We start from the raw sequence: 25,960 nt of genomic DNA, 5'->3' as shown, positions 1-25,960 counted from the left end.
AAATCAAAAACTGGTTTCATTTTGATATGTTTTTTTACTTTCTAAACTTATCCTTGTTGCAGTTGATAGTCACTCTCGTTAACACGTTGCTCACTCAATAATCATACAGGTAGGTAAATTATGTTGGACCGGATTAATCAGCTGTTAGACAAACCGGATTGCGGCAAGCTGGTTTTGCGACTGTCATTCAGTATTCTGATGCTATTCCACGGTGTTCATAAGCTCATTGCGGGTGTTGGTGCTATTCAGGGAATGCTGGCGGCGCACGGCCTGCCTGGTTTTATCGCTTATGGTGTGTTTGTCGGTGAGGTGATTACACCTGTGCTGATGATCCTGGGCATTCTGACTCGTCCTGCCGCGCTGGCCTTTTCCTTCACTATGATCGTGGCGTTTTCGCTGGCGCATCCAGAAGCGATTTTCACCCTTGATAAAACCGGTGCATGGGGAGTTGAGGGTGTAGCCGTCTACTTCTTTGCCGGTATTGTGATTGCGTTGTTGGGCAGCGGTAAATATTCCGTGATGAGCAACCCGCGCTGGCGCTAAGCTTAATCAACGGTAACGGATTTATCCGGCTGCGACGGCGGCCATGCAAACCCGGCGATATCGCCGGGTTTGTGCGTTTACAGGGCGCACGGAACGTGAAACCGCAGGGGATACTGAATATTAGGCGCACCCGCTTGCAATAGGGCAGGGTTCAGGTTTCAATACGCAGCTAAAAGCCTATCCCAATTAGGCTATTTTACTTGCCACTTTGGCCCTGGGCAGTGCTCGAAATCCTCACGTACTACGTGTACGCTCCGGTTTCTCCGCGCTGTCCGAGTCCAAACTGGCTGCGCCAGTGACGCCTATTGAGATAGGCTCTACGTCCGAAAACCGGATAAAAACCGACTTTATTACGCGTACTGCAGGCAACGATGCACATCTCCTGCGAACACCATGGAATGCCCTGATGCTAAAGATCTTTAATACCCTGAGTCGTCAAAAAGAGGAATTCAAACCCATTCACGCTGGCAAGGTTGGCATGTATGTGTGCGGGATAACCGTTTACGACCTGTGTCATATCGGTCATGGGCGTACTTTTGTGGCGTTTGACGTGGTAGCGCGCTATCTGCGTTACCTGGGGTATGACGTAAAATATGTGCGCAATATTACCGATATTGACGACAAAATCATCAAACGTGCGACGGAAAACGGCGAAACCATCACGCAGCTCACCGATCGTATGATCAGTGAAATGCACACCGATTTTGATGCACTGCACATTCAGTCCCCGGATGAAGAACCGCGTGCCACACATTACATCACCGAAATCATTGAGCTGGTGGAAAAATTGATCGCCGGTCGCCACGCTTACGTGGCGGATAATGGCGACGTGATGTTCTCGGTAGATACGGCACCGGGTTACGGTGTGTTATCCCGTCAGGATCTGGATCAACTGAAAGCCGGGGCACGGGTAGAAATCACCGAAGTGAAACGTAATCCGATGGATTTCGTGCTGTGGAAAATGTCCAAAGCGGGCGAGCCGAGCTGGCCGTCACCGTGGGGCAATGGTCGCCCTGGTTGGCATATCGAATGCTCAGCGATGAACTGCAAGCAATTAGGCGAGCATTTTGACATTCACGGTGGCGGTTCCGACCTGATGTTTCCGCACCATGAGAACGAAATTGCGCAGTCCACCTGTGCGCATGGCGGCGACTATGTGAATTACTGGATGCACTCCGGCATGGTGATGGTAGACCGGGAGAAAATGTCCAAGTCGCTGAATAACTTCTTCACCGTGCGCGATGTACTGACTCACTACGATGCCGAAACCATCCGTTATTTCCTGATCTCCGGCCACTATCGCAGCCAGTTGAATTACACCGAGGAAAACCTCAAGCAGGCACGTGCCTCACTGGAGCGTCTGTACACTGCGTTGCGCGGTACGGATACCTCGGCGCAGGCTGCCGGGGGCGATGCCTTCGAAAGCCGTTTCCGCGAAGCGATGGACGATGACTTTAATACGCCGGAAGCCTACTCGGTGCTGTTCGACATGGCCCGCGAGGTTAACCGCCTGAAAACGGAAGACGCGGTGGCGGCCAATGGCCTGGCGGCGGCGCTGCGTAAACTGGCGGGGGTTCTGGGATTGCTGACACAGGATCCGGAGTTGTTCCTGCAAAGCAGTGCACAGGCCGATGATGGTGAAGTGCAGGAAATCGAAGCCTTGATCAAGCAGCGCAACGATGCCCGTCAATCCAAAGACTGGGCGCTGGCTGATGCGGCGCGTAACCGGCTGACGGAAATGGGCATCGTGCTGGAAGACGGCCCGCAGGGTACTATTTGGCGTCGCAAATAATTCTGGCGTCGCAAATAATCCTGGCGTCGCAAATAATCGCGTCTCGCCAGACAACGTTGCTCCCATAGAAAAGGCCCGGTTTTTCCGGGCCTTGTTTCATCGTTGGACTGCTACGACATGGGGTTGCGACGATATGAAGTCGTTACAAAAATCAGCGTATCACGCCTGAACGGTAACTGACTCACCGTTGAAACTCACCACCTGACCCGCGACGATTTTGCAGCGCTTGCGGGTTTCAGTCTGGCCGTCGACGGTGACATCACCGGCGGCAATGGCTTGCTTGGCGGCGGCACCGCTTTCGCTCCAGCCTTGCAGTTTCAGCAGGTCGCACAGTTCCACGTGCGGGTGTTTATCCAGATGGAATACGTTCATAAAATTATGCCTGTGCCGGGTTATCGTGGTATTCCTCGCAAGCCTGCAAGGTGTTCTGAATCAGTGTTGCGACCGTCATCGGCCCTACACCGCCTGGTACTGGCGTGATATAGGCGGCGCGCTCTGCCGCTTCGTCAAACTTCACATCGCCTACCACTTTGCCGCTTTCCAGCCGGTTGATACCGACATCAATCACGATAGCGCCCGGTTTGATCCACTCGCCTGGAATAAAACCCGGTTTACCTACGGCGACGACCAGCAGGTCAGCATGTTCGACGTGGTGACGCAGGTCTTTAGTGAAGCGGTGGGTGACCGTGGTGGTACAGCCTGCCAGCAGCAGCTCCATACTCATCGGGCGACCAACGATATTGGATGCACCCACCACCACGGCGTTAAGGCCAAACATGTTAACGCCATAACGCTCCAGCAGTGTAACGATGCCGCGTGGGGTACAAGAGCGCAACAGCGGCGCGCGTTGGCACAGTCGGCCAACGTTATACGGGTGGAAACCGTCGACATCTTTGTCTGGCGCGATACGCTCGATGACTTTGGTATTGTCTATCCCCGCAGGCAGCGGTAACTGCACCAGAATGCCGTCAATGGTGGTGTCCGCGTTCAGTTTATCGATAAGCGCCAGCAACTCTGGTTCAGTCGTGGCAGCGGGCAGGTCGTAGGAACGGGAAATAAAACCGACTTCCTCGCAGACTTTGCGTTTACTGGCGACATAAATTTGTGACGCAGGGTTATCACCCACCAGCACCACCGCCAGCCCAGGTGCGCGTTTGCCTTCGGCCAGTCGTTGTTTCACGCGCACGGCGACTTCGTCTTTTACCTGCTGCGCAATCGTTTTACCATCAATAATTTTTGCAACCATGTACAGAAAATCCATCATTTTTAATGCGGGGGAATGCGCCTATTTTGGCAGAAGCGGCGCGGGCTGTCAGGCGTTGTATGCTGGTTAATTACGATAACGCAGTTTTCTGTGGCTGAAGCGGTATTTTATCGATACACCGAACAGTGCTAATCGGGTGATGTGAGGCCTTGATTACGTTCAGAACAGCCCCATCGCTGCTTGTTGTATTTCTGAGTGATGAACTACTCTTTAATAGAAATTAAGTTTCTATACCTATACCAATGCAACGGAATCAGCCGATTGGTTGTTTCTATTCTCTTTTGAGGGTCTGACAGGGGGCATAAATGCTTCGATTATCCTCGTTTTCGATTCGTTATAAATTCATGCTGGCGTTGATGCCGTTACTGATTGCTTTGCTGTGGTTTTCTGCCCGAGGCGTGCTGGATCATCGTCAGGCGGAGCAGGACATGGTGCAGTTCTCTCAGTTACTGACATTGGCACAGCGGGCGGGCAATGCCGCCCATGCCCTGCAACGCGAACGCGGTATGAGTTCTGGCTTCATCGGTAGCAAAGGGCAAAAATTCGCTGACCCGTTGCGTACCCAGCGCGTTGAAACCGATAAAGCATTAGCTGCGTTATGGGAAAGCCGTTCCACGCTGTCCTTATCTGGCACGGGAGACGAGATCGCGCAGCGGTTGAGCCACTTACAGGAGCGCCTGCAAGCGCTGTCCTCATTGCGCACACAGGTTGATGGGCTCTCGTTACCTACCTCGCAAGTTGTGGGATGGTATACCGCCAATGTCAGCGATCTTATCGCACTGGTGGGGGATATGAGCCATCTGGTCACTGATGGTGGGTTGGTGACCCGTGTGACAGCTTATTACAATCTGCTGGATATCAAAGAACAAGCAGGCATTGTGCGGGCATTGTTATCCGAAGTGTTCGCGGTGGATCATTTTGCGCCGGGTCAGTACGAGCGTTTCAGCCAACTGGTCGGTATGGAAAACGCCTATACCAACGTTTTCAATCAATTTGCTCAACCGGCACTCAGACAGCGTATGCAGGACTTCCTGAGCAGTGCGGCGGCACAACCGGCGTTGAAAATGCGTGATACCGCGTTTGCCAAAGCCGCGACCGGCGGATTTGGGATTGACGCCAACGCGTGGTTCACACAGCAGACACAGCGTATCGACCAGTTGAAAGCCATCGAGGATGCGGCATCGGCAGATTTACTCAACTGGGCAGGCAGTCTGGAGGAACAGGCTCGCTTCAGCGGATATAGCTATCTTGGCGGTGCCGTGGCGGCGCTGCTGCTCGCGCTGCTGCTGGCGTTTCTGGTAGCGCGGAATGTCTATCAGCAATTGACGTCTACATTGAAGACCATTGATGCAATGGGCAACGATCTGACCTGTCGGCTGGATGTGCCGGGTAGCGACGAGTTATCACTGTTGAATCAGGCGTATAACCGGTCGCTGGAAAATATTGAACATGTCGTATGTACCATTAAGCAAAGTGCCGGGTTGGTGGAGCGAGCCAGTAATGACATCGCACAGGGCAATCAGGACTTGGCTCAACGTACGGATGCTCAAGCGGCATCGCTGGTGCAAACCGCCAGCAGCATGGAACAGATTACCGTGGCGGTCAAACAGACCGCTGATTACGCTGCACAGGCGTCGGAACTGATGAAAACCATGGAGGAGCAGATTGGCGTGGCCGATCAGGTCGCATTGCAGGCCAGCGAGGCGATGTCGAAAATCCGCCAGTCCAGCGAGCAGATGTCACAAATTACCGCCGCCATTGACGCCATTGCGTTTCAGACCAACCTGCTGGCGTTGAATGCGTCGGTGGAGGCGGCCCGAGCCGGTGAGCAGGGGCGCGGGTTTGCCGTGGTGGCGACCGAGGTGCGCAATCTGGCACAGCGCAGTGCCGGTGAGTCGCAGCGTATCAGAGAGTTGATTTCCGGCAGCATTGATCAGGTGCATACCGGCGTGGAACTGGTGGCGCGCAGCAGCGAAACCATGAAGGAGATCATGACCAGCACCTCGCAGGTGCGGGATTTTGTCAGCGATATCGCCACCGCAGCACGGGAACAGTCGCTGGGGGTGGATCAGGTGCATCTGGCGCTGAATCAACTGGAACAGGTGACACAGCAGAATGCGGTGCTGGTGTCGCAGGCGGCTGATGCCAGCCAGTTGCTCGACAGGCAGGCTGGCGACATGAAAGGAACGGTTGACCGCTTTGTGGTGGCCGATGCAGGTAATAACACCCGAATCGGCCTGCCCGTTTGAGAATAGGGCGGTCAGGCGTGATAAAGCCCGGCCGCCGTGTCCATAACGATCCGCACGATGCGCTCCAGCATTGGTTGCAGTTCCCGCGCTTTATCTGCCTGCCAGGCGAACGGTGCCTGTTCACTCATGTAATTGCACTGCGCCAGTTCTAACTGTATCGCGTGCTGATGCTGCTCCGGCTGCCCATAGGCACGAGTGATATAGCCGCCACGGAACCGGCCGTTTATTACCCAGCTCCAGCGATGCTGTGACTGGCAGGCTTCCAGCAGTGCGGCTTCGATGTCGGGTGCACAGCTAAGGCCGCCATGGGTGCCGAGGTTTAAGTCCGGCAACTGACCGTCAAACAAGCGTGGAATGCGTGAAGCGATGGAGTGGGCATCGAACAGCAGCGCATAGCCGTGACGCTGTTTGATGCGTGCCAGTTGCTGCTGGATGTGTTGATGGTAAGGCTGCCAGATATCACGCAGATAACCAGCGCGTGCCGCTTCCGACGGCGCACGGTCAGGGAGAAACGCCGGTGTGCCGTCGAACAGCACGTCCGGAAACAAGCCGGTGGTGGCGGTGGTATACAGCGGCTGATCGTCGGCCGGGCGGTTCAGGTCGATGACGAAGCGCGAATAGTTGGCTGCCAGCACGCTGGCACCCAGCCCGCGGGCAAAATCGTACAGTTGCGGGATATGCCAGTCGGTGTCCGACAACGGGCGTGCAGCCGGGCTGAGCCCGTCGGCGACCTCTGGCGTCAGGTCGGTGCCTGCGTGGGGAATGCTGAGCAGCAGCGGGCTGTCGCCCTCGATAAAGGTAAATGGGGTCATGGTCGTTGTTCTCCGCGGAAAATCGTGGTGCAAGGCAGTTGACCGCCGAGCCAGTAAACCAGCTCCGCCGGGCGCGTCAGCGGCCAGTGCACGAAATCCGCCACCTTGCCGGTTTCCAGCGAGCCGTGGCTCTGCTCCAGCCCCAGTGCGCGGGCAGCGTGCAATGTTACCCCGGCCAGCGCTTCTTCCGGCGTCAGGCGAAACAGCGTGCAGGCCATGTTCAGCATCAGCCGTAGCGACAGCGCGGGCGAGGTGCCGGGGTTACAGTCGCTGGCGATCGCCATTGGCACGCCGTAGCGGCGAAATAGCTCGACCGGCGGGCACTGTGTTTCCCGCAGCAGATAATAGGCACCGGGTAGCAACACCGCGACGGTGCCCGCCGCTGCCATCGCCGCCACATCCTGTTCGGTGGCGTATTCCAGATGATCGGCGGACAGCGCCTGAAAGCGTGCGGCAAGTGCGCTGCCATGCAACGACGATAACTGTTCGGCATGGAGTTTGACCGGTAACGAATGGGTTTGTGCCGCCTGAAACAGCCGCTCTACCTGCGCCGGGCTGAAGGCCAGATGCTCGCAGAAGGCATCGACAGCATCGGCCAGCCCCTCAGCGGTGACCCTCGGTAGCAGTTCACGGCAGACGAGATCGATCCACGCCTCCGGCTGCTGCCGGAACTCCGGCGGAATAGCGTGGGCGGCCAGACAGGTCGAGACGATTTGCACCGGTTGTTGCCTGCCCAGCGCGCGGATCACCCGCAGCATTTTCAGTTCGCTGTCCACATCCAGCCCGTAGCCGGATTTGATCTCCAGCGTGGTGACGCCTTCGGCCAGTAACGGCTGTAAGCGAGCGAGCGCCGAGGCAAGCAGGCTGTCGTGGCTGGCCTGCCGGGTGGCGTTGACGGTGGCGAGAATACCGCCGCCCGCCGCCGCGATATCGGCATAGCTGACGCCGTTAAGGCGCTGCTCGAATTCGCCGCTGCGATCGCCGCCAAACACCAGATGGGTATGGCAGTCGATAAAACCGGGCGTAATGATGCCGCCGCCAAAATCGGTAACGCGCGACGGCACGATAGCGGGCAAAGCGTGCCGTGCACCCAGCCAGACGATGCGGCCGTCGGTAACGGCCAGCGCGCCATCCTCAATCACCTGATAGCGGCCACCGCGCAAGGTAACCAGGTCGGCACCCAGCCACAGACTGTCACAGGCTATCGTCATCCTGCTCCCTCTTGCTGTTATAGTCTTGTATAGACAAGTTATACGCCCTGCTATGGGAGTTCAGCAAGCTGTGACGGAATAGGAATTTCTTATTTACTTTCTCCGTCACAGTATCAGTAGTTAGCCGGTTTCTGCGGCGCAATAAAAAAGCCTTATGTCATATGTTGCTGACTTTGGTGTATAGATATGTCTATACATTTATGATCACTGAACCATGTTATCAACGATCATCACCGACAGGATCTCGCTATGGCCGTTTATTTTGCCGCGCGTGCGCTGCTACCACAGGGAATGGCACGCAATGTGCGTCTGGATGTGGATGAACTGGGGTATCTGCAATCTGTGACGCCGGATACGACAGCGGAAGGCGCACAACACCTGTCAGGCATTGTGCTGCCGACGATGGTTAACCTGCATTCGCACGCTTTCCAACGCGCGATGGCCGGGCTGGCGGAGGTCGCCGGGAACGTGCAGGACAGCTTCTGGACCTGGCGCGACCTGATGTACCGCATGGTCGCGAACCTGACACCAGAACAGGTGGGGGTGATCGCCACCCGGTTGTATATCGATATGCTCAAGGGCGGTTACAGCCAGGTGGCGGAATTTCACTATCTGCACCACGACCCACAGGGCAAGCCGTACCGCCAGCACGACATGCTGCGTCATCTGCTGGCGGCAGCGCAGCGGGTCGGCATCGGCCAGACTTTGCTGCCGGTGCTTTACAGTTACAGCGGATTCGGCGCGCAGCCGCCGCATCCGGGGCAGGCGCGTTTTATTCAGGATGTGGATCACTACCTGAGCCAGCAGGAAGCGCTGGCGGCGCTGGTTCAGCCTTATCCGCTGCTCAATCACGGGTTGTGTTTCCATTCGTTGCGCGCGGTTAGCCACAACCAGATGGAGGATGTGCTGGAAGCCAGCGACAGCAGCCTGCCGGTGCATATCCATATCGCTGAACAGCAAAAAGAGGTGGACGATTGCCTGAGCTGGAGCGGTGAGCGCCCGGTGCAGTGGTTGTTCAATCGCTTCGCGGTGGATGCCCGCTGGTGTCTGGTGCACGCCACCCATCTGGATGAGCAAGAGCTAAACCGACTGGCTGGCAGCCTGGCGGTGGCGGGATTGTGCCCGACCACCGAAGCTAATCTCGGCGACGGTATTTTCCCGCTCGACCGTTACGTGGCACAGGGAGGCCGCTGGGGCATTGGTTCCGACAGCCATGTGTCGCTGAATGTGCTGGAGGAACTGCGCTGGCTGGAATACGGTCAGCGCCTGCGCGATCGCCGTCGTAACCGGGTGGTGACGCCGCAGCAACCGGCGGTGGGCAGCCTGTTGTACGCGCAGGCGTTGCAGGGCGGTGCTCAGGCTTGCCGGGTGCCAGTTGGCGAATTGAGTGTCGGCTGGCGCGCCGACTGGCTGGTGCTGCGCGAAGATGCGCTGTTGAGCGCGGTGGCTGACGACAGCCTGCTCAACCGCTGGTTGTTCGCCGGTGATCGCCAGCAGATTCGTGATGTGTGGGTGGCGGGAAAACCGGTGATTGAAGACGGACGGCACGCGCTGGACGACGAGTACGACGCCCGGTTTGTCGAGGTGATGCAGTCGTTGCAGGCGGTGCTGTGATGCAAACATTCAGTCTTCATACCCTGCCGGTCAGCCGCTGGAAAAATGGCGGTGGCGAAACACGGGAAATTTGCCGGATACCGTCGGACGTACCCGGCGACGATTTTGCCTGGCGCGCCAGTATCGCCACCATCGAGCGTGACGGCGATTTTTCCCGTTTTCCCGGCGTTGACCGGGTGATTACCCTGTTGTCTGGCGAGGGCGTGGATCTGTGCGGTGACGACTGGCGACACCGGTTGACGCTGCATCAGCCGTTCGCCTTCGCGGGTGAGCAGGCGATCACGGCGCGGCTGTGCGGCGGTGTCAGTCTGGACTTCAATATCATGGTCGATCGCCGCCGCTACCGGACGGAGAGCGCACTCGTTAATGGAACGGCGGTGCCAGCGCCGGATGCGGACGGTGTGGCTTACGTACTGGCAGGGCACTGGCGAGCTGGCGCTCATCGGCTGGCTGCCGGAGAGGGCATCTGGTGGCGCGCTTCAGGTATGGATTGGACGCCGGATGACGACAACGCTGTATTGCTGCTGAGCACGATCCACGCACGATAATCTGCCCAGTGCATCACTCTGATGCACAACAATTGGGCACCGCCGCTGTGCAGTGCCGTCCTGAATCGGTCTTCCCGATGCCGAATGTGTGTTCCCCCGGTGCCGTTATTCCCTGATTGCCGCAGCCAGGCGGGCTTGGCTGGACTTATTGCTGAGATTGTCCGGTTAATCGTAATCATGGCCCGAATCTTGCTGCTTAACTGATGTTGTATATACATGTAATTACTTTGACGGTTAAACCCAGGGGGAAGACATGAAAAAGAGCAGATTGGTTCTACCTGTGATTGCCTTATGTGTAATGAGCGCGTCGGCTGCCTTCAGCGCGGGCGTGCAGGCTAAAGAGTGGAAGTCGGTAACTATCGCGACGGAAGGCAGCTACGAACCCTGGAACCTGACCTTGCCGGGCGGCAAGCTGGGTGGGTTTGAGCCGGAACTGATGACGGTGCTGTGCCAGCGGATGAACATCAAATGCAAGCTGGTGGTGCAAAACTGGGACGGCATGATCGCCGGTCTGCAAGCCGGTAAATTCGATGTGATGATGGATGCCATCGTGATTACCCCAGAGCGTAAACAGGTGGTGGATTTCTCGCTGCCATATGCGTCCACACCGGCTAGCTTTATTACCGTCAAAGGCAAGCTGGCGCTGCCGGTCGAAGCGGATAAAGCGATGATTAAACTGGCGAATGAGCCTGATCAGATTAAGCCTGCGGTCGCCAGCCTGCGCAGCGCGTTGCAGGGCAAAACCATCGGTATTGCCTCCGGCACCGTTTACACGCCGTTCATCGACGCCTACTTCCGGGATGTCGCCACCGTGCGCGAGTACACCGCCTCCGCCGACGCCATTCTCGACTTGCAGGCCGGGCGCATCGACGCAGTGTTTGACGATGTCACCTTTGCCAACTCCATCCTCAGCAAGCCGGAAAACAGCAACCTGACGCTGGGCGGCCCGCAATTGACCGGGCCTATCTGGGGAGAAGGGGAAGCACTGGGCTTTCGTAAAAGCGATCCGGAGTTGAAGGCTAAATTCGATGCGGCCATCAAAACCGCGCTGGCGGACGGAACGGTGAAAACGCTCAGCGAGAAGTGGTTCAAAACGGATGTCACCCCCTGAGACTGAGGAAACGCTATGTTGGCCCTGTTAGATTTCAGCGATCAGGGGTGGGGCGGCCTGTTGGCGATGGCCGCGCTGACCACCTTGTGCCTGACGATCGTGGCGTTGCTGATCGGTGCTTTGGTCGGCACCGCAGTCGCTGCGGCCAAACTGTCCACGCGCCGACTCTGGCGCGTGGCGGGAGAAACCTATTCCACCGTGTTTCGCGGCATTCCGGAACTGCTGATCATCTATCTGTTCTATTTTGGCGGTTCCGGCGTACTGACGCAGGTTGGACGCTGGTTCGGGGCCGAGGGATTTATCGAACTGCCGCCTTTTTTGATCGGCGCGTTGGCGATCGGCCTGATTTCCGCGTCGTATCAGGGCGAGGTTTACCGTGCGGCGCGTCTGGCGGTGAATAGCGGCGAGCTTGAGGCCGCCAGCGCGATGGGGATGCCGCGCTGGCGCATCGGGTGGCGGATTCTGCTGCCGCAGGTGCTTCGCTTTGCGCTGCCGGGGTTGTCCAATGTCTGGCAGATGAGCCTGAAGGATTCGGCGCTGGTGTCGGTAACCGGCATTGTCGAACTGATGCGCGCCAGCCAAATGGCCGCAGGTTCGACCCGTGACTACTTTCTGTTTTACCTCGCTGGCGCGGCGATCTACCTGATCCTGACGGTGTTTTCCAACAGCGCGTTTGCCCGTCTGGAGCGCTTTTTGTCCCAGCCTTATCACCGCAAAACGATTCAGGAGCCGTCATGATCGATATTGCTTTTCTGACGCAGACGTTCCTGCGATTACTGTCGGCGCTGCCGGTGACGCTGGGGCTGTTTTTTTCCTCGTTCGCGGTCGGGGCGGTGCTCTCGGTACTGCTGGTGGCGATGCGGGTTAGCGCGGTCTGGCCGCTGAGCGGGTTTGCCCGCTTGTATATGCTGATCTTTCGCGGTACGCCGCTGCTGATTCAGCTGTTTCTGGTCTATTACGGGCTGGGGCAGTTCAGCACGGTACGCGACAGCCTGTTCTGGCCGGTGCTGCGCGACCCTTTCAGTTGTGCCGTGCTGGCGCTGGCGCTGTGCACCGCCGGTTATACCGCAGAAATTCTGCGCGGCGCACTGCTGTCTATTCCCGCCGGGCAGATTGAAGCCGGTCTGGCGTGTGGTATGTCGCGCTGGCTGCTGTTGCGCCGTATCATCGCGCCGGTCGCGTTGCGTCATGCGCTGCCCGCCTGGTCGACCGAGGCGATTTTGCTGATCAAATCCACCGCGCTGGCCAGTCTGGTCACGGTGTGGGATGTCACTGGCGTGGCGCAACAGATAATCCAGCGTACCTACCGCACGCTGGAGGTGTTTGTCTGCGCGGCGCTGATTTACCTGTTGCTGAACTTCATTATTGTCAGAGTATTTGCCTGGCTGGAACGCGCCTTATCGCCGAATTTGGCCGCCGTGCCGATGTCTACCGGGAGAGAGCATGAATAAAACCGCCCCCATCACCTTATCGATGATCGATATCCGCAAATCCTTCGGTGCGCTTGAGGTGCTCAAGGGCATCTCGCTGGATGCGCGCAAAGGCGAAGTGATTTCACTGCTGGGTTCCAGCGGGTCGGGCAAGAGCACCTTTTTGCGTTGTATCAATCTGCTGGAAACACCGGACGACGGCACGGTTGCCGTCAGCGGCGAAATGATCCTGATGAAGCGCCATAAACTCGGCCATCAGGTCGCGGCCGACCGGCGTCAGGTGGAACGGCTACGTACCCGGCTGGGGATGGTGTTCCAGAATTTCAATCTGTGGAGCCACATGACGGTGCTGCAAAACGTCATCGAAGGGCCGTTGCATATCCTCAGACGTTCGCGCACGGAATGCATCGAACAGGCTGAAGCGCTGCTGGCGAAAGTCGGGTTGTACGAACGGCGGCACTTTTATCCGACGCAACTGTCCGGCGGTCAGCAACAGCGGGTGGCGATTGCCCGCGCGCTGTCGATGGAGCCGGATGTGATGCTGTTCGATGAGCCGACCTCGGCGCTGGACCCGGAGCTGGTCGGCGACGTGCTGAAAGTGATGCGCGGGCTGGCCGAAGAGGGGCGCACGATGCTGGTGGTCACCCATGAAATGGGGTTCGCCCGCCACGTCTCCAGCCGGGTAGTGTTCATGCATCAGGGGCGGATTGATTGTGAGGGCACGCCCGATGCCATGTTCAGCGGCGACAGCTCGCCGCGTTTTCAGCAATTTATCGCCAGTCATCAGAGCGTATAGGGAGGCAACATGCACACTGACGTTTGCTGGGGTGACACGCCGCTGGCCTGGCATGAACTGGTGCAGGTGGCGCGCCACGGCGCACGCCTGAGCCTGAGTGAATCGGCCTGGCAGCGGATGCAGCAGTCGCGGCGTATCGTCGAACAGATTGTGGACAGCGAAACACTGGCCTATGGCGTGAATACCGGGCTGGGCGCGTTATGCAATGTGACCTTGCCGGTGGCAGACCTGTCACGGTTGTCGCGTAATACCTTGCTGAGCCACGCCTGCGGTGTGGGGCCACGGCTGCCGGTCGAGCAGACCCGTGCCATCCTATGCGCGGCGATCGCCAATTACAGTCACGGCAAGTCGGGGATTCAACCGGCTATCGTGCAGGCGCTGCTGACGCTACTGAATCAGGGGGCGACGCCGTGCGTGCCGTCGCAGGGCTCGGTCGGCTATCTCACCCATATGGCGCACATCGGGCTGGCGCTGATCGGCGTCGGCGAGGTGGAACTGCAAGGGCAGGTGTTGCCCGCGCTGGACGCGTTGCAGCGCATTGGTGTCACGCCGGTGACGTTGGGGGCGAAAGACGGGCTGTCGCTGGTCAACGGCACACCGTGCATGACCGGGCTGGCCTGTCTGGCGCTGGATGACGCTGCGCGGCAACTGGACTGGGCCGATGTAACCGGCGCGATGAGCTTTGAGGCGCTGCGCGGGCAGATCGTGGCGTTTGACCCTGACGTACTGGCGTTAAAACCGAGCGCAGGCATTCAGCAGGTTGGGCAGCGTGTGCGCGCCTTGCTGGCCGGAAGCCAGATCATCGCCGAGAGCGAAGGCATTCGCACGCAGGATGCACTGAGTTTGCGCTCCATCCCCCAAATTCACGGCGCTTGCCGCGATCAGTTTGCGTCGGCGACGCAGCGCATCGAGATGGAACTGAACGCCGCCACCGATAACCCGCTGGTGCTGGGCACGCCGGAACAATGGCGGGTGGTATCGCAGGCGAACCCGCATGGCGAAGCGGTGGCGCTGGCGGCGGACAGCCTGGCGCTGGCATTATGCGAGCTGGCGGGGGTGGCGGAGCGTCGGCTGGACCGGCTGATCAATCCGCTGGTGAGCGGGCTGCCGCCGTTTCTGGTCGCCCAGCCGGGGGTCAATTCCGGCATGATGATCGCCCAGTATGTGGCTGCCTCGCTTTGCGGCGAGAACCGCCTGTTGGCGCAGCCCGCGGTGGTGGATAACTTTGTCACCTCCGGCTTGCAGGAAGATCACCTCAGTATGGGCACTCCAGCGGTACTCAAACTCTTGAAGCTGGCCGAAAACGTCTGGCACGTGCTGGCGATCGAATACTTACTGGCGGCGCAGGCGCTGGATTTTCTCGGCCCGGATAATGCTGGCATGGGCACCCGCCGGGCGTGGCAGGTGCTGCGTCAGCAGGTCGCCGTCTGGCAGGACGATCGCTGGCTGGCACCGGATATCGCCAGCGCGGTGCAGGTGCTGCGGCATCAGGATCTTCATTGGGATGACGAGCCGCAGCCTGAACAGGCTGATGGGGCGGCAGACTCGCGCGCCTAACCACTAGCGGAAGCGGGGACTCACAGGCAAGCGGCGCGTGGTGCCAGTTAGTTGAAGGTCAGGCGGTAAAAGCGCTGAGGGCGGCCGACGTTGCCGTGCTGAATGTGTGCTTCCAGCAGTTTGATGTTCTTGCAGTACTCAAGGTAGCGCCGGGCGGTGGACTTGCTGATGCCGATCATGTCGCTCAGGCTGTCGGCGGTGTGCTGCACGTTTTCGCCGGAGAACGCCGCCCGCACCTGATTGAGCGTCAACTCATCGATACCTTTCGGGTAGTTGAATCCGGCTGGCGTGCTGTCGGGCAGCGACTGACGTATTACCCGGTCGATCTCTTCCTGCGGCAGGTGTGATTTCTGGTGTACCTTTCGGTTGAACATCAGGTAGTTTTTTAACGCTTCTTCCAACCGTTCCAGCATGAACGGTTTGACCAGATAGTCACAGGCACCGTGGCGTATCGCGCTTTTGATGGTATCGATATCGTTGGCGGCGGTGATGAAAATGACATCGATATCCGGCTGCGTGGCACGCAGATGTTTCATCATGTCGATCCCCGTGCCATCGGGCAGATAGTTATCCAGCATCACGAGGTCGGGTTTTTGGGCGGCGATGGCGATGCGGGCGTCGGCAAGGGTATCGGCGCTGCCTAATAGCAGGAATTCAGAGTGCTTCCTGACGAAGCTTTCAATAAAGAAAGCCATGTCGTGGTTATCTTCAACCAAAAATACGCTGATCGTGTTTGCCATAGCGTTAATCTTCTAACTTTTTGTTAATTCTTGGGAATATAAACGGAAAAAACCGCGCCGTTATTATCGTCAGCCGCATCGACCAGACACGCGCCCCGCGCTTTCTGCACCAGTGACTGCACCAGATACAACCCCACGCCGTGATGACGGCCTGTTTTACTGGTCGCGCCTTTCACAAACAGCGTCTCTGCGGCTGTCTGGCTGAGGCCAGGACCATTATCCTGAACCGACAACACAATTTCATCACTACAGTCATTGAGATACAGCTCGATAGCTTGCGTATGGGCGGGCATCTTCACCGTTGCTTCCAGCGCGTTATCCAACAGGTTGCCGATGATGCAGGCCATCTCCTCGGCGCTCAGTGGTGCGTCCGCGCCGGTGTAATAGGACAGCGGGTCAATACGCAGGTCGATGCCCAGTTCGCCTGCACGCCCCAGCTTGCCGAGAATCAACCCGGCAACGCATGGGCAGTGAAAGGACCGGATGATCGCATCATAAAATTGCTGCTGTTGGGCATTTTCTTGTGCGACGTACTGACTGACCCGCTCATATTCTCCCAACTGAATCAAACCGTAGATAATGGCCAGCCGGTTTTTGAACTCGTGACTGAGCACCCGCAGCTCTTCGCTTTCATGTTTAATGTGGTTGACCCGTTGGGTCATCAGGGTTTCATTGGTCTTTTCTCGCAGACTGATCACGAAACCGGCAAACGTATCCTGCTGGTTGAGGATGATGGCCCGGTTGGCGATAAACGTCGAACCGTTGAAGGTGACATCCACATCGTGGCACTCCTGACGTTCGGCGGATAAGAAAAAATCGGCGGGTACGACATAATCGGTAATCTGGTGTCCGGTCAGTGGGCCGTGAGTATGGTCGATGGCGAGCATCTTTTTGGCGGCGTTGTTGATGGCGATAATGCGCCCGTCCGGACTGACGGCGATCACGCCATCGTAAATGGCGTGCAGAATGGCTCTGCGCACCTGATATTTATAGTTGATCATTTCCGGCGTCAGGCCGGACATCTGTTTTTTCAGCAGGCGGTAGGAAAATACACCGCCCAGCAAGATCAGAATAAATACGGAAATCAGCAGGCCGAAGAAGGGGGAAAAATAGTCCGCCAGCAGCACCCGACGGTGCGCTTCCGTATACCCGACCGACACATAGCCGATATAGTTTCCATCCAGAATAAAGGGTGCGCGCGTTTTTACCGTGGCACCAGAATAGCCGGTATTGTTGACGGTATAGCTTTTCCCGGCGCGCAGCAGGGTGATATTGCCGATATCCTTGATAGCCAGATTTACCTGCGCAGGGTCGGGATGGTAGAGGCGGATGTTATCCGGGTCGCTAATCACAATAAGATCCGCATCGCTGCGGGCGTAGCGCTGATCAATCAGGCTACGCAGCGTCACCAGATCCCGACGGTGGACCGCCTGTTTGAGCGCTGAGTCTTGCGAGATAATCAGCGCCAGATTTTTGGATTTATCCGCCACATCGTGATAGAGCAGGTTGTTGATAACGAGAAAAACGGCGCAGCCGGTTACCACCACCACGGCCAGTGACGTGATGAAATAGTAAAGTATTATCTGATACTTATAAAAGCTTCTTGGCCCATTATCGGCGGTTAAGGCCTCTGGCATGGTGGATTCCGTCAGTCATGGTTGCACGGTAAACACAATGCCCCCAGGTGGGGGCTATCGGGGTAAATATACCATCGCAAGCCTGTTTTTAGCGATTCAGCAGCGATAACGCACTGTGCAACGACAGGCCCAGCAGCGTGAAATCGGTCGTCGAATAGGTGGTGGGTGCATCAACGCCCGCATCGTGGATTGGCTGGAAAATGAATGCAGACCCCGCAATGGAGATGATGCCGCAGGCCACCGCACCGATGATCGCACCACGAATACCGCCGGTGGCGTTACCGATAATGCCCGCGCCGCCGCCGCTGGCAAAGGTAAACAGCAGGCTAGGCACCATCGCCGGATAACCAAATACCGGCAACAGAATCATGGTCAGGAAGCCGCTGATGGTGCAGCAGATAAAACCGATGAAAACCGCATTATTGGAATAGGGAAACAGCGAATAGATTTCAATCGCCGGGATGGATTTCTTGATGACTTTATCGCTGATACCTTTAAACGCTGGGATCAACTCTTCGATAAACATATGCACGCCGCGAGTCAGCATGTAGACACCCGCTGCAAACAGCCCGGCTTGTTTCAGCAGGAACAGAAAAATATTGGTATGACTGTGGTCTTTATTGCCTGCATCGGCGATCACCTGTACATGATCGGCACCGGCGACCAGGGCGGAGATAACAAAGAACAGCAGCATCACAAAGAAAGTCGAAACTTGTTTATCTTTTAAAAAACCAATACTGGTTGGGATAGCCAGTTTTTCTGCATCATTTTCTTTGTTGCCCAATTTTTCTCCTAACCAGCCAGCCAGCATATAACTGGTGGAACCGAACTGGCCGATAGAGAAATCGCCGGATTGTCTCAATGCATCGCAATTATCAATTTGGCGGCAATAACGCACCAGCAGGGCTGGAGAAATAACACACCATATCCCGGTAATAATGGTCGCCAGGATAGCGGAGTTAGAAACAGAAATGCCGTGCAGCATGGCGATGATCGTCAGGCAGCTCACCATAAAGAAAACATGATGCCCGGACAGGACGATATATTTCAATGGCGTAATTTTAGCCAAAACAATATTGAAAAGCATCGCACCAATAAGCCCGGCGGCAATCGCTGAAGAATAGATCTGACCCAGCTTTTCCATCGCGACAACAATAACCACTTCGTTGTTAGGCACAATACCCTGAACGTGAAAAGCGGTCAGGAATATTTTTGAAAAATTATTCAGTGACGGAGAAATAAGCAGATTGGCACTGGCAAAAAGAATGACAAAACCAAGGTAGGTCTTGATGGTTGATGTAATAATATCGTTAATATTCTTCTTTTGAATGATATTTCCCAGCATAGTAAAAAGACTCACCAATATGGCGGCGTCTTTTAATAGCTCGATAATAAACTTAAGCACAGCATACCCCTTTATTCATAATCTTTTGACCGGGGTAAAGTAACTGCGTTCATGTTAGTGAAAGTTGATCAGTGATCACATTGATGAATAAATAAAAAGAATTAAATGATTTTTATGCGCTTAATTATTATTTTATTGATTTATTATTTTTCTTTCTTTACCGTCGGTCGGTGCTCTGGAGTTAATGGTTTTATTTGTTTCATGTTAACCAATATAATTCGCGATGTTAAGTAAAATGATGGTTAAGGACGCGAATAGCTCAAGTTGCAGGACAAAACGTATTGCGTTTTGAACAACGCGAAGCGTTGGCCCTCACACCGGCAACTTGAAGTATGACGGGTATATTTAGGGTATAAAATCATTTGCAATAATAACGCGTAACCGAATAAACGCGGGTGGTTTTGGCACTGCTGTGGAACTTGTCTCCCCTTGTGATACAACATGGCTGACTCCGCCCGCTTTTCTGATTATCAATCGTTGATCATGACATTTGTTGAACATCACATGTGTTGAGCAAGGCATGTCTTGCAGAACCTGATTTTCACCCTGCTGGTAGCGGCATAGTGAAAATCAGGTTTTTGTCTTTCTCATCGGTGAGTTACCACGATTCAAACCATCAGGGCGTGTTGGCTAGCCGCCAAAGCGGCCGAATAGCTGATAGCGGGAGCCGGGATAAAACAGACGCGCGGCGGTGACGACCCGCGAGCCGTGCCAGGTGCGGCGACGGATCAGCAAGCACGGTTCCTGTTCGCCCAGCGTCAGCAGGTCGCGCTGATGCGGTTCGGCGGCGACGGCTTCCACCCGGTGTTCGCCCGCGGTCAACGGTGCCACGCGGCTCAGGTAGCTGTGCGGTGTATCGCGGGTGAAATCCTGCTGTAGATAGTCTGGAGCCACCTGCGGGTTGACGTAACGGATCTCCAACTGCACGGGGATGTCGTTTTCGTAATGCACGATCTGTGAGTGAAACAGTGGCTGGCCGAGGGCGATATCCAGTTGCGCGGCCTGATCGCCATCGGCGCTAAGGGTTTCCAGCACCAGTACCCGGCTGCTATGACGATGACCTCGGGCGGCGATTTCATCGGCGATGTTGTGTACTTCCAACATGGCGGTATGCGCCTTCTGCTCCGCCACAAATGTGCCTACGCCTTGCATCCGTACCAAAAATCCTTCGCTGGTCAGTTCCCGCAACGCTCGGTTGATGGTCATACGGCTGACGCCCAGTTCATTCACCAGTTCGCTTTCCGACGGCACCCGCTGATGCGATTGCCAGACACCGCTGCGAATCTGGCTAATGATCGCCTGTTTTACCCGCTGGTAGATCGGCGCAGGGGTATCACTCATGGCGGCGGCAAGTTGGGAAGCGGTTTGCAGGTCGGTCAAGGCGTCATCCTCAAAGGCAACAAATGAGCGCAGTGTAGCGAATAACGACCAGTCCTGTATAGACAACCGGTTCTCTTCGACCGCAAAACGACTGACGGGAAACGGCCATCAGGCGTTTTCCATGATGGCTCTGGCTCTGGCTCTGGCTCGGCGCGGCGTTACTCTTTTTCATTTTACAGGCCGTCAATCACCGGATTGCCTGATCCTCTTGCAAGCCAACAAATAAGGCTCAGGCCAGTAATCGCCTGGGCTACACGCTATTTCCCCACACTTTGTAAATTTATCAAAATATCGATCCTTAACATTAAACTGACGATATCTTTACGAAATCCTGATCTTTGGTGGTGACGTCCGATCTTCACCGGAGAAGACGTGTTCATCGGTTTCACCCGCTCATTGAAACGGCTTCCATCAGGTTTCTTCCTTTCTGTGCTCGTAGGCGTTAATTAAGGGTCATTATCAATGGATACATCGTTTTCCTGTGTGGGGTGCGGCAAGTGCTGCATGGGGCATCATGTCCCTCTGACACTGGCAGAAGTGCGTGAGTGGGCGCAGGATGGTGGGCAAATCATCATTCTGGCCGAAGGCTTTTTGCACAATGGCATCGGTATTCTGCCGGAACAGCGTCAACATGCCCAGTCGCGCTCCTGTGACGTGGTAAGCGGCGAAACTCGGGCGTTTATTGCGATCACGTTTGCGGCGTACAACCCGGATTCCTGCCGTCATCTGGATGGGGATTTGCGTTGCCAGATTTATGACAGGCGGCCGCTGGTATGCCGCATTTACCCGATGGAGATCAACCCACATATTCCGCTGCGGCAGGCCAGCAAAGACTGCCCGCCGGAGGCCTGGTTGCAGGGTGATGTGCTGATTGCCTCTGATCGGTTGGTGGACCGCGAGACGCAGGCGCTGATCGAACGCTCCCGTCAGGCGGACCGTGAAGAGATCAATATCAAAGCCTCGATCTGTAACTGGTTGGGGATTACCACCAGTGCATTAAAAGGGGATGGTTTCACCGCCTATCTGCCGGAGATGAGCGCCTTTACCTCCGCGCTGGAGCTAGCCGGGCAATTCACCGCTCAGGAACATGCCGAAGCCGCGGTCAGCCGGGTATGGCAGTTCCATGTTTCCGGCGAAAATGTGCTGGCGTCGTTACAGCAGGCTGGTGCACAGGCCATCACCGGGCCATCGCAGTATTATGGATTTATCGGTTTGAATGCCGCCTGATACTGAAATTGATTTGCGAACAGCCTCAAACAGCGCAATACCGCGTGCATGACTAAAACAGGGCAGGGCGCACCGTTATGGGGCAGCCTTGCTGTTCTTCCTTCGCGTTGAGGCCCATCCCGCAGCCTGTTTGCGCTGTTTTTCCCGCTCCTTCGCCCGTTTCGCTGGGCTGGCATGACCCTTGCTTGTATAGACAAGACTATAACACTGGAACTATCACTTGCTCTTTTCCTGACGGGAACAGAAACAGGCGTGCAGTATCAGGTTGTACGGGGGGATCTCGTTGCTGGCGGTTTGTCACCACGACATCGACATGGTGGTGGATTTTCCCTGGCCGAGAGACTATACCCTTAACACCTGGCCAGAATTGATGGCGCTGAAAGCGCAGGTGATGGCAGCGATTCACCGTGGAATCTGACAGGCGCGAGCGTGCCTGCCGGAGAGGAAGAATGAGAGATACGTACCGGCTGGATAATAGAAAAGGCGTCAGCCGGATTTTTTTAGCTCCACTTGTCTATACAGGATTAGATATATGTCACAAACCCGAAACTATTGCCTGATGCCCGGCGCGGTAGACCTTGCCACGCTGCGTGCTATTTATCAGGGCAATGTGACCCTGACGCTGGACGCACAGGCGCGCGCGGCGGTGGCGGCGGCGCAGGAAACGGTACAGGGCATTATCCGTCAGGACCGGGTGGTCTATGGCATCAACACCGGTTTTGGCAAGCTGGCCCAGACCCGCATTCCGGCGGACCGGCTGGCAGAGTTGCAACGCAATCTGGTGCTGTCGCATAGCGTGGGCATCGGCGACCTGCTGCCGGATGACGTGCTGCGTCTGGTGATGGCGACCAAAGTCATCAGCCTGGCGCGCGGGCATTCCGGGGTGCGGTTGCGGGTGATCGATACCTTGCTGGCGCTGTTCAACGCTGGGGTGATGCCCTGTATTCCGGAGAAAGGCTCGGTAGGTGCCAGTGGCGATCTGGCACCGCTGGCGCACCTGTCGCTGCTGTTGTTGGGAGAAGGGCAGGCGCGGGTCGACGGCGCGCTGATCCCGGCGGTTGAAGGGCTGGCGCGGGCGGGGGTCGAACCGTTGGTGCTGGGGCCGAAAGAGGGGCTGGCGCTGCTCAACGGCACCCAGGTATCCACCGCGCTGGCGCTGCGTGGGTTGTTCGAGGCCGAGAACGTGTTTGCCGCCGGGCTGGTGGCCGGTGCGTTGTCGCTGGAAGCGATCAAAGGCTCGGTCAAGCCGTTTGACGCCCGTATCCATCAGGCGCGCGGCCAGCAAGGACAGATTGCGGTCGCGGCGGCGGTCAGCGCATTACTGACGGACAGCGACATTTTGCAGTCGCACGTCAACTGCGGCCGGGTGCAGGACCCGTACTCCATTCGCTGTGTGCCGCAGGTCATGGGCGCGTGCCTGGACAATCTACAGCACGCCGCCCGCGTGTTACGCATCGAAGCCAACGCCGCGTCGGATAATCCGCTGGTGTTTCCGGAAACCGATGAGGTGATCTCCGGTGGCAATTTCCACGCCGAACCGGTGGCATTCGCCGCCGACATCATCGCGCTGGCGGTGGCGGAGATCGGCGCGATTTCTGAACGGCGCATGGCGCTACTGCTCGACAGCACGTTGTCCGGGTTGCCGCCGTTTCTGGTTAACGACGGTGGCGTCAACTCCGGTTTCATGATCGCCCAGGTGACCGCCGCCGCGCTGGCGTCAGAGAACAAGTCGCTGGCCCATCCCGGTAGCGTGGACAGCCTGCCCACCTCCGCCAATCAGGAAGATCATGTATCGATGGCGACCTACGCCGCCCGCCGTCTCGGCAGCATGTGTTTTAACACCGCCACCGTGGTGGGCATTGAAGCGATGGCTGCCGCGCAGGGCATCGATTTCCACCGTCCACTGAAAAGCTCGCCGTTACTGGAGCGTGAACTGGTACAGGTGCGTGAACAGGTCGCGTTTCTGGACCACGACCGCCTGATGGCGACGGATATTGACCTGATGCGCCAGTGGGCCAGCCGTGAGCACTGGCCGTCCGTCATCACCGCATTATTACCTAGCTATGCCGCTGAACCGGCGTTCGTTTGATAAGGAATCCGCTATGACCACCTCTTCTTCGACGACTTCTTCTGTTGCCCGTGTTGTGCGCGCGCCGCACGGAACGGAGCTGCACTGTGAAAACTGGCTGATCGAAGCCGCCTACCGCATGATCCAGAACAACCTCGACCCGGACGTGGCCGAGCGCCCGGAAGATCTGGTGGTGTATGGCGGTATTGGCAAGGCGGCGCGCAACTGGGCCTGCTTTGACGCCATTCTGGCTAGCCTGCGCCAGTTAAAAGCGGATGAAACGCTGCTGGTGCAGTCCGGCAAACCGGTAGGGGTGTTTCGCACCCACGCCGACGCCCCCAGAGTATTGATCGCTAACTCGAACCTGGTGCCGCACTGGGCCACCTGGGAACACTTTCATGAACTGGATAAGGCCGGGCTGATGATGTACGGCCAGATGACCGCCGGATCGTGGATCTACATCGGTGCGCAGGGCATCGTGCAGGGCACCTATGAAACGTTTGCCGAAGCAGGTCGCCAGCACTACCACGGCGACCTGAGCGGTAAGTGGATCCTCACCGCCGGTCTTGGCGGTATGGGGGGAGCCCAGCCGCTGGCTGGGGTACTGGCCGGAGCATCGGTACTGGCGGTGGAGTGTCAGGAATCTCGCATCGATTTTCGGCTGCGCACCCGCTATCTGGATTACAAGACCGACAGCATCGACGACGCGCTGGCGATGATCGCCGATGCCGTCGCACACAAGAAAGCCATCTCTGTTGGCCTGCTGGGCAACGCCGCCGAGGTGTTGCCGGAGCTGGTAAAACGCGCCAACGCTGGTGGCATGAAACCGGATATCGTCACCGACCAGACCTCCGCCCACGACCCGCTCAACGGTTATCTGCCGGTGGGCTGGAGCGTGGCGCGCTGGCAACAGGAACGCCTCAGCAACCCGGAGGCAGTGACGAAAGCCGCCTGCGCCTCAATGGCGGTACATGTACAGGCGATGCTGGATTTTTGCCACATGGGCGTGCCCACCGTGGATTACGGCAACAATATCCGCCAGCGCGCGTTTGATGAAGGCGTGCGCGACGCCTTTGATTTCCCCGGTTTCGTCCCGGCCTATATCCGCCCGCTGTTTTGCGAAGGCAAGGGGCCGTTCCGCTGGGTGGCGCTGTCCGGCGATCCGGAAGATATCTACAAGACCGACGCGAAGTTGAAGGCGCTGTTCCCGGATAATCACCATCTGCACCGCTGGCTGGACATGGCGCGCGAGCGTATCGCTTTTCAGGGACTGCCGTCGCGCATCTGCTGGCTGGGGCTGGGGGAGCGGCATCTGGCCGGGCTGGCGTTCAACGAGATGGTGCGCAATGGTGAGCTGAAAGCGCCGGTTGTGATTGGCCGTGACCACCTGGACTGCGGTTCGGTGGCCTCGCCCAACCGGGAAACGGAAGCGATGCAGGACGGTTCAGACGCGGTATCAGACTGGCCGCTGCTCAACGCGCTGCTGAATACGGCAGGCGGTGCCACCTGGGTCAGCCTGCATCATGGCGGCGGCGTCGGCATGGGCTTCTCCCAGCACGCCGGGATGGTGATCGTCTGCGACGGCAGCGAACAGGCCGATGCCCGACTGGCGCGGGTACTGTGGAACGACCCGGCTACCGGGGTGATGCGCCACGCCGACGCGGGTTACGACATCGCCAAAGCCTGTGCCGCAGAGCATCGGTTGAATTTGCCGATGGTGAAATAGACACGTCGGTGCTTAGAGCCTATTGAGATAGGCTCTAAGCACCAGGAACGATCCCTCCACGCCAAAAAGAAAATGCTACTTTTTTAAAGTTGATATTCCAGAAATTTCCAGATGGCCAAAAAAGCAAGATATTGGTAGCATCTCCAGGCAGTGATGATACCGTCTTTTTCAAGAGGAGTTTATCCTTATCATTAGTCGCAGCAGAATAACCATGAATGAAGATATTCAGTACTTCACCTCTCGAAGCACTACAAAAATCAAGATAGACCTCGTTATTAAATCTAGTGTCCTTCACACAGCCTCCATTGCTTATATAAATAGTGCTTAACACAACTTTTATAATTAAAAAGCCATGCAAACAAAATAACGCCGGAAAGCCGACGTTATTATTAAAAATACTAAGTTTTCTTATTCTGGATAAAAATCAGGGTTAACAGCTTGTTCAAATGACCAGGGACAGTTAGTTGGGAATAACCCACGATTCAGGCCGGTTTCACGTTCGGCACCAATTACCGCATCTCCATAAGCATCCGCGATAATATCCTGGAGCCGGGATTTGAGGCTCGGGTTCTCGGATAGAACACGCATAGCCTTACGGCGCTGTTCCTCTATGGTCAACTGCCAGCTTTTTCCGCGATGGCTCGGCTGGTATTCCCATTTCAGCAGATGCATAAACAACACCTGAAGCCGGGACTCCAGTTCCCGTCGTTCGCTTCGCCCCATCGCTTCGATTTCCTCCAGCAGGTTATGAACGTCTAACTCAGCCAGACGACCAGAGCGTAATAAACTTGCTTGCTCCTGAGTCCAGCCGTAAAAGTCATTGTCATAATGGATTGTCATATATCCTCCC

General features: G+C 56.7%; 24 protein-coding genes. 14 read left to right on the top strand and 10 right to left on the bottom strand.

What is annotated here, in order from left to right:
• Nucleotides 1-120: 120 nt before the first annotated feature.
• Nucleotides 121-543, top strand: a complete 423-nt coding sequence (locus OB87_RS02920; protein ID WP_033567908.1) for a DoxX family protein — start codon at nt 121-123, stop codon at nt 541-543.
• Between the two features lie 406 nt (nt 544-949).
• Nucleotides 950-2,335 carry a cysteine--tRNA ligase gene (gene cysS / locus OB87_RS02915; RefSeq protein ID WP_033567907.1) on the top strand — a complete coding sequence of 462 codons (1,386 nt, stop codon included), beginning with the start codon at nt 950-952 and terminating at the stop codon, nt 2,333-2,335.
• A gap of 159 nt (nt 2,336-2,494) precedes the next feature.
• Here the strand turns inward: cysS and ybcJ are convergent, their stop codons facing one another.
• Nucleotides 2,495-2,707 carry a ribosome-associated protein YbcJ gene (gene ybcJ, locus OB87_RS02910; protein WP_033567906.1) on the bottom strand — a complete coding sequence of 71 codons (213 nt, stop codon included), beginning with the start codon at nt 2,705-2,707 and terminating at the stop codon, nt 2,495-2,497.
• Nucleotides 2,708-2,711: 4 nt separating this feature from the next.
• The gene (gene folD, locus OB87_RS02905; RefSeq protein ID WP_033567905.1) at nt 2,712-3,581 is read right to left on the bottom strand and encodes a bifunctional methylenetetrahydrofolate dehydrogenase/methenyltetrahydrofolate cyclohydrolase FolD; all 870 of its coding nucleotides are present in this window, start codon (nt 3,579-3,581) and stop codon (nt 2,712-2,714) included.
• Between the two features lie 323 nt (nt 3,582-3,904).
• Between folD and OB87_RS02900 the strand changes: the two genes are divergently transcribed.
• A complete protein-coding gene (locus tag OB87_RS02900; protein ID WP_033567904.1) occupies nt 3,905-5,848 on the top strand; it encodes a methyl-accepting chemotaxis protein in 1,944 nt (647 codons plus the stop codon).
• Between the two features lie 11 nt (nt 5,849-5,859).
• Here the strand turns inward: OB87_RS02900 and hutG are convergent, their stop codons facing one another.
• Complete coding sequence (gene hutG / locus OB87_RS02895) at nt 5,860-6,660, bottom strand: N-formylglutamate deformylase (RefSeq protein ID WP_033567903.1); 801 nt, start codon at nt 6,658-6,660, stop codon at nt 5,860-5,862.
• Nucleotides 6,657-7,871, bottom strand: a complete 1,215-nt coding sequence (hutI, locus tag OB87_RS02890; protein WP_050515607.1) for an imidazolonepropionase — start codon at nt 7,869-7,871, stop codon at nt 6,657-6,659. The genes hutG and hutI overlap by 4 nt, the downstream gene beginning before the upstream one ends.
• 249 nt (nt 7,872-8,120) lie before the next feature.
• On the opposite strand from hutI, the gene OB87_RS02885 reads away from it, so the two are divergent.
• The 7 genes from OB87_RS02885 to OB87_RS02855 all read left to right on the top strand — a co-directional run bounded on the left by OB87_RS02885 (nt 8,121) and on the right by OB87_RS02855 (nt 14,927).
• Nucleotides 8,121-9,485 carry a formimidoylglutamate deiminase gene (locus tag OB87_RS02885; protein ID WP_033567901.1) on the top strand — a complete coding sequence of 455 codons (1,365 nt, stop codon included), beginning with the start codon at nt 8,121-8,123 and terminating at the stop codon, nt 9,483-9,485.
• Nucleotides 9,485-10,033, top strand: coding sequence for a HutD/Ves family protein (locus tag OB87_RS02880; RefSeq protein ID WP_033567900.1), 549 nt, complete (start codon nt 9,485-9,487; stop codon nt 10,031-10,033). Before OB87_RS02885 ends, OB87_RS02880 begins: the two co-directional genes overlap by 1 nt.
• A gap of 298 nt (nt 10,034-10,331) precedes the next feature.
• Nucleotides 10,332-11,144, top strand: a complete 813-nt coding sequence (locus OB87_RS02875; RefSeq protein ID WP_050515614.1) for a transporter substrate-binding domain-containing protein — start codon at nt 10,332-10,334, stop codon at nt 11,142-11,144.
• 15 nt (nt 11,145-11,159) lie between these two features.
• Entirely contained in the window at nt 11,160-11,882 is a 723-nt protein-coding gene (locus OB87_RS02870; protein ID WP_033567898.1) for an ABC transporter permease, read from the top strand.
• Nucleotides 11,879-12,595: an ABC transporter permease gene (locus tag OB87_RS02865; RefSeq protein WP_033567897.1), complete on the top strand. Its 717-nt coding sequence runs from the start codon at nt 11,879-11,881 to the stop codon at nt 12,593-12,595. Before OB87_RS02870 ends, OB87_RS02865 begins: the two co-directional genes overlap by 4 nt.
• Nucleotides 12,588-13,370: an ABC transporter ATP-binding protein gene (locus OB87_RS02860; protein WP_033567896.1), complete on the top strand. Its 783-nt coding sequence runs from the start codon at nt 12,588-12,590 to the stop codon at nt 13,368-13,370. The genes OB87_RS02865 and OB87_RS02860 overlap by 8 nt, the downstream gene beginning before the upstream one ends.
• A 9-nt stretch (nt 13,371-13,379) precedes the next feature.
• On the top strand, nt 13,380-14,927 hold the full coding sequence (locus OB87_RS02855; RefSeq protein ID WP_033567895.1) for an HAL/PAL/TAL family ammonia-lyase: 1,548 nt from the start codon (nt 13,380-13,382) through the stop codon (nt 14,925-14,927).
• 47 nt (nt 14,928-14,974) lie between these two features.
• On the opposite strand, the gene OB87_RS02850 is transcribed toward OB87_RS02855, so the two are convergent.
• From OB87_RS02850 to hutC, 4 genes are all read right to left on the bottom strand, one after another.
• The gene (locus OB87_RS02850; protein WP_072025410.1) at nt 14,975-15,667 is read right to left on the bottom strand and encodes a response regulator; all 693 of its coding nucleotides are present in this window, start codon (nt 15,665-15,667) and stop codon (nt 14,975-14,977) included.
• Nucleotides 15,668-15,690: 23 nt separating this feature from the next.
• Nucleotides 15,691-17,304 (bottom strand): ATP-binding protein, encoded by a 1,614-nt coding sequence (locus tag OB87_RS02845; protein WP_033567894.1) that lies wholly within the window; start codon nt 17,302-17,304, stop codon nt 15,691-15,693.
• Between the two features lie 88 nt (nt 17,305-17,392).
• Complete coding sequence (locus OB87_RS02840) at nt 17,393-18,709, bottom strand: PTS transporter subunit IIC (protein WP_033567893.1); 1,317 nt, start codon at nt 18,707-18,709, stop codon at nt 17,393-17,395.
• A gap of 630 nt (nt 18,710-19,339) precedes the next feature.
• On the bottom strand, nt 19,340-20,050 hold the full coding sequence (hutC, locus tag OB87_RS02835; protein WP_395856381.1) for a histidine utilization repressor: 711 nt from the start codon (nt 20,048-20,050) through the stop codon (nt 19,340-19,342).
• Nucleotides 20,051-20,551: 501 nt separating this feature from the next.
• On the opposite strand from hutC, the gene OB87_RS02830 reads away from it, so the two are divergent.
• The 4 genes from OB87_RS02830 to hutU all read left to right on the top strand — a co-directional run bounded on the left by OB87_RS02830 (nt 20,552) and on the right by hutU (nt 25,110).
• Nucleotides 20,552-21,316, top strand: coding sequence for a YkgJ family cysteine cluster protein (locus tag OB87_RS02830; RefSeq protein ID WP_033567891.1), 765 nt, complete (start codon nt 20,552-20,554; stop codon nt 21,314-21,316).
• Between the two features lie 283 nt (nt 21,317-21,599).
• Entirely contained in the window at nt 21,600-21,734 is a 135-nt protein-coding gene (locus tag OB87_RS21075) for a hypothetical protein (RefSeq protein WP_268745826.1), read from the top strand.
• 114 nt (nt 21,735-21,848) lie between these two features.
• Nucleotides 21,849-23,405, top strand: a complete 1,557-nt coding sequence (gene hutH, locus OB87_RS02825) for a histidine ammonia-lyase (protein WP_033567890.1) — start codon at nt 21,849-21,851, stop codon at nt 23,403-23,405.
• 13 nt (nt 23,406-23,418) lie between these two features.
• Complete coding sequence (gene hutU, locus OB87_RS02820; RefSeq protein ID WP_033567889.1) at nt 23,419-25,110, top strand: urocanate hydratase; 1,692 nt, start codon at nt 23,419-23,421, stop codon at nt 25,108-25,110.
• 34 nt (nt 25,111-25,144) lie between these two features.
• On the opposite strand, the gene OB87_RS20475 is transcribed toward hutU, so the two are convergent.
• Both OB87_RS20475 and OB87_RS02815 read right to left on the bottom strand, forming a co-directional pair.
• Complete coding sequence (locus OB87_RS20475; RefSeq protein WP_152605864.1) at nt 25,145-25,405, bottom strand: hypothetical protein; 261 nt, start codon at nt 25,403-25,405, stop codon at nt 25,145-25,147.
• 113 nt (nt 25,406-25,518) lie between these two features.
• Entirely contained in the window at nt 25,519-25,950 is a 432-nt protein-coding gene (locus OB87_RS02815; protein ID WP_033567888.1) for a DUF29 domain-containing protein, read from the bottom strand.
• Between the last annotated feature and the right edge of the window lie 10 nt (nt 25,951-25,960).

It is taken from the genome of Dickeya undicola (assembly GCF_000784735.1).
Taxonomy (GTDB): Bacteria; Pseudomonadota; Gammaproteobacteria; order Enterobacterales; family Enterobacteriaceae; genus Dickeya; species Dickeya undicola.
Note: the sequence above shows the minus strand (reverse complement) of the source record. Positions and strands in the feature narration are given on the sequence as shown.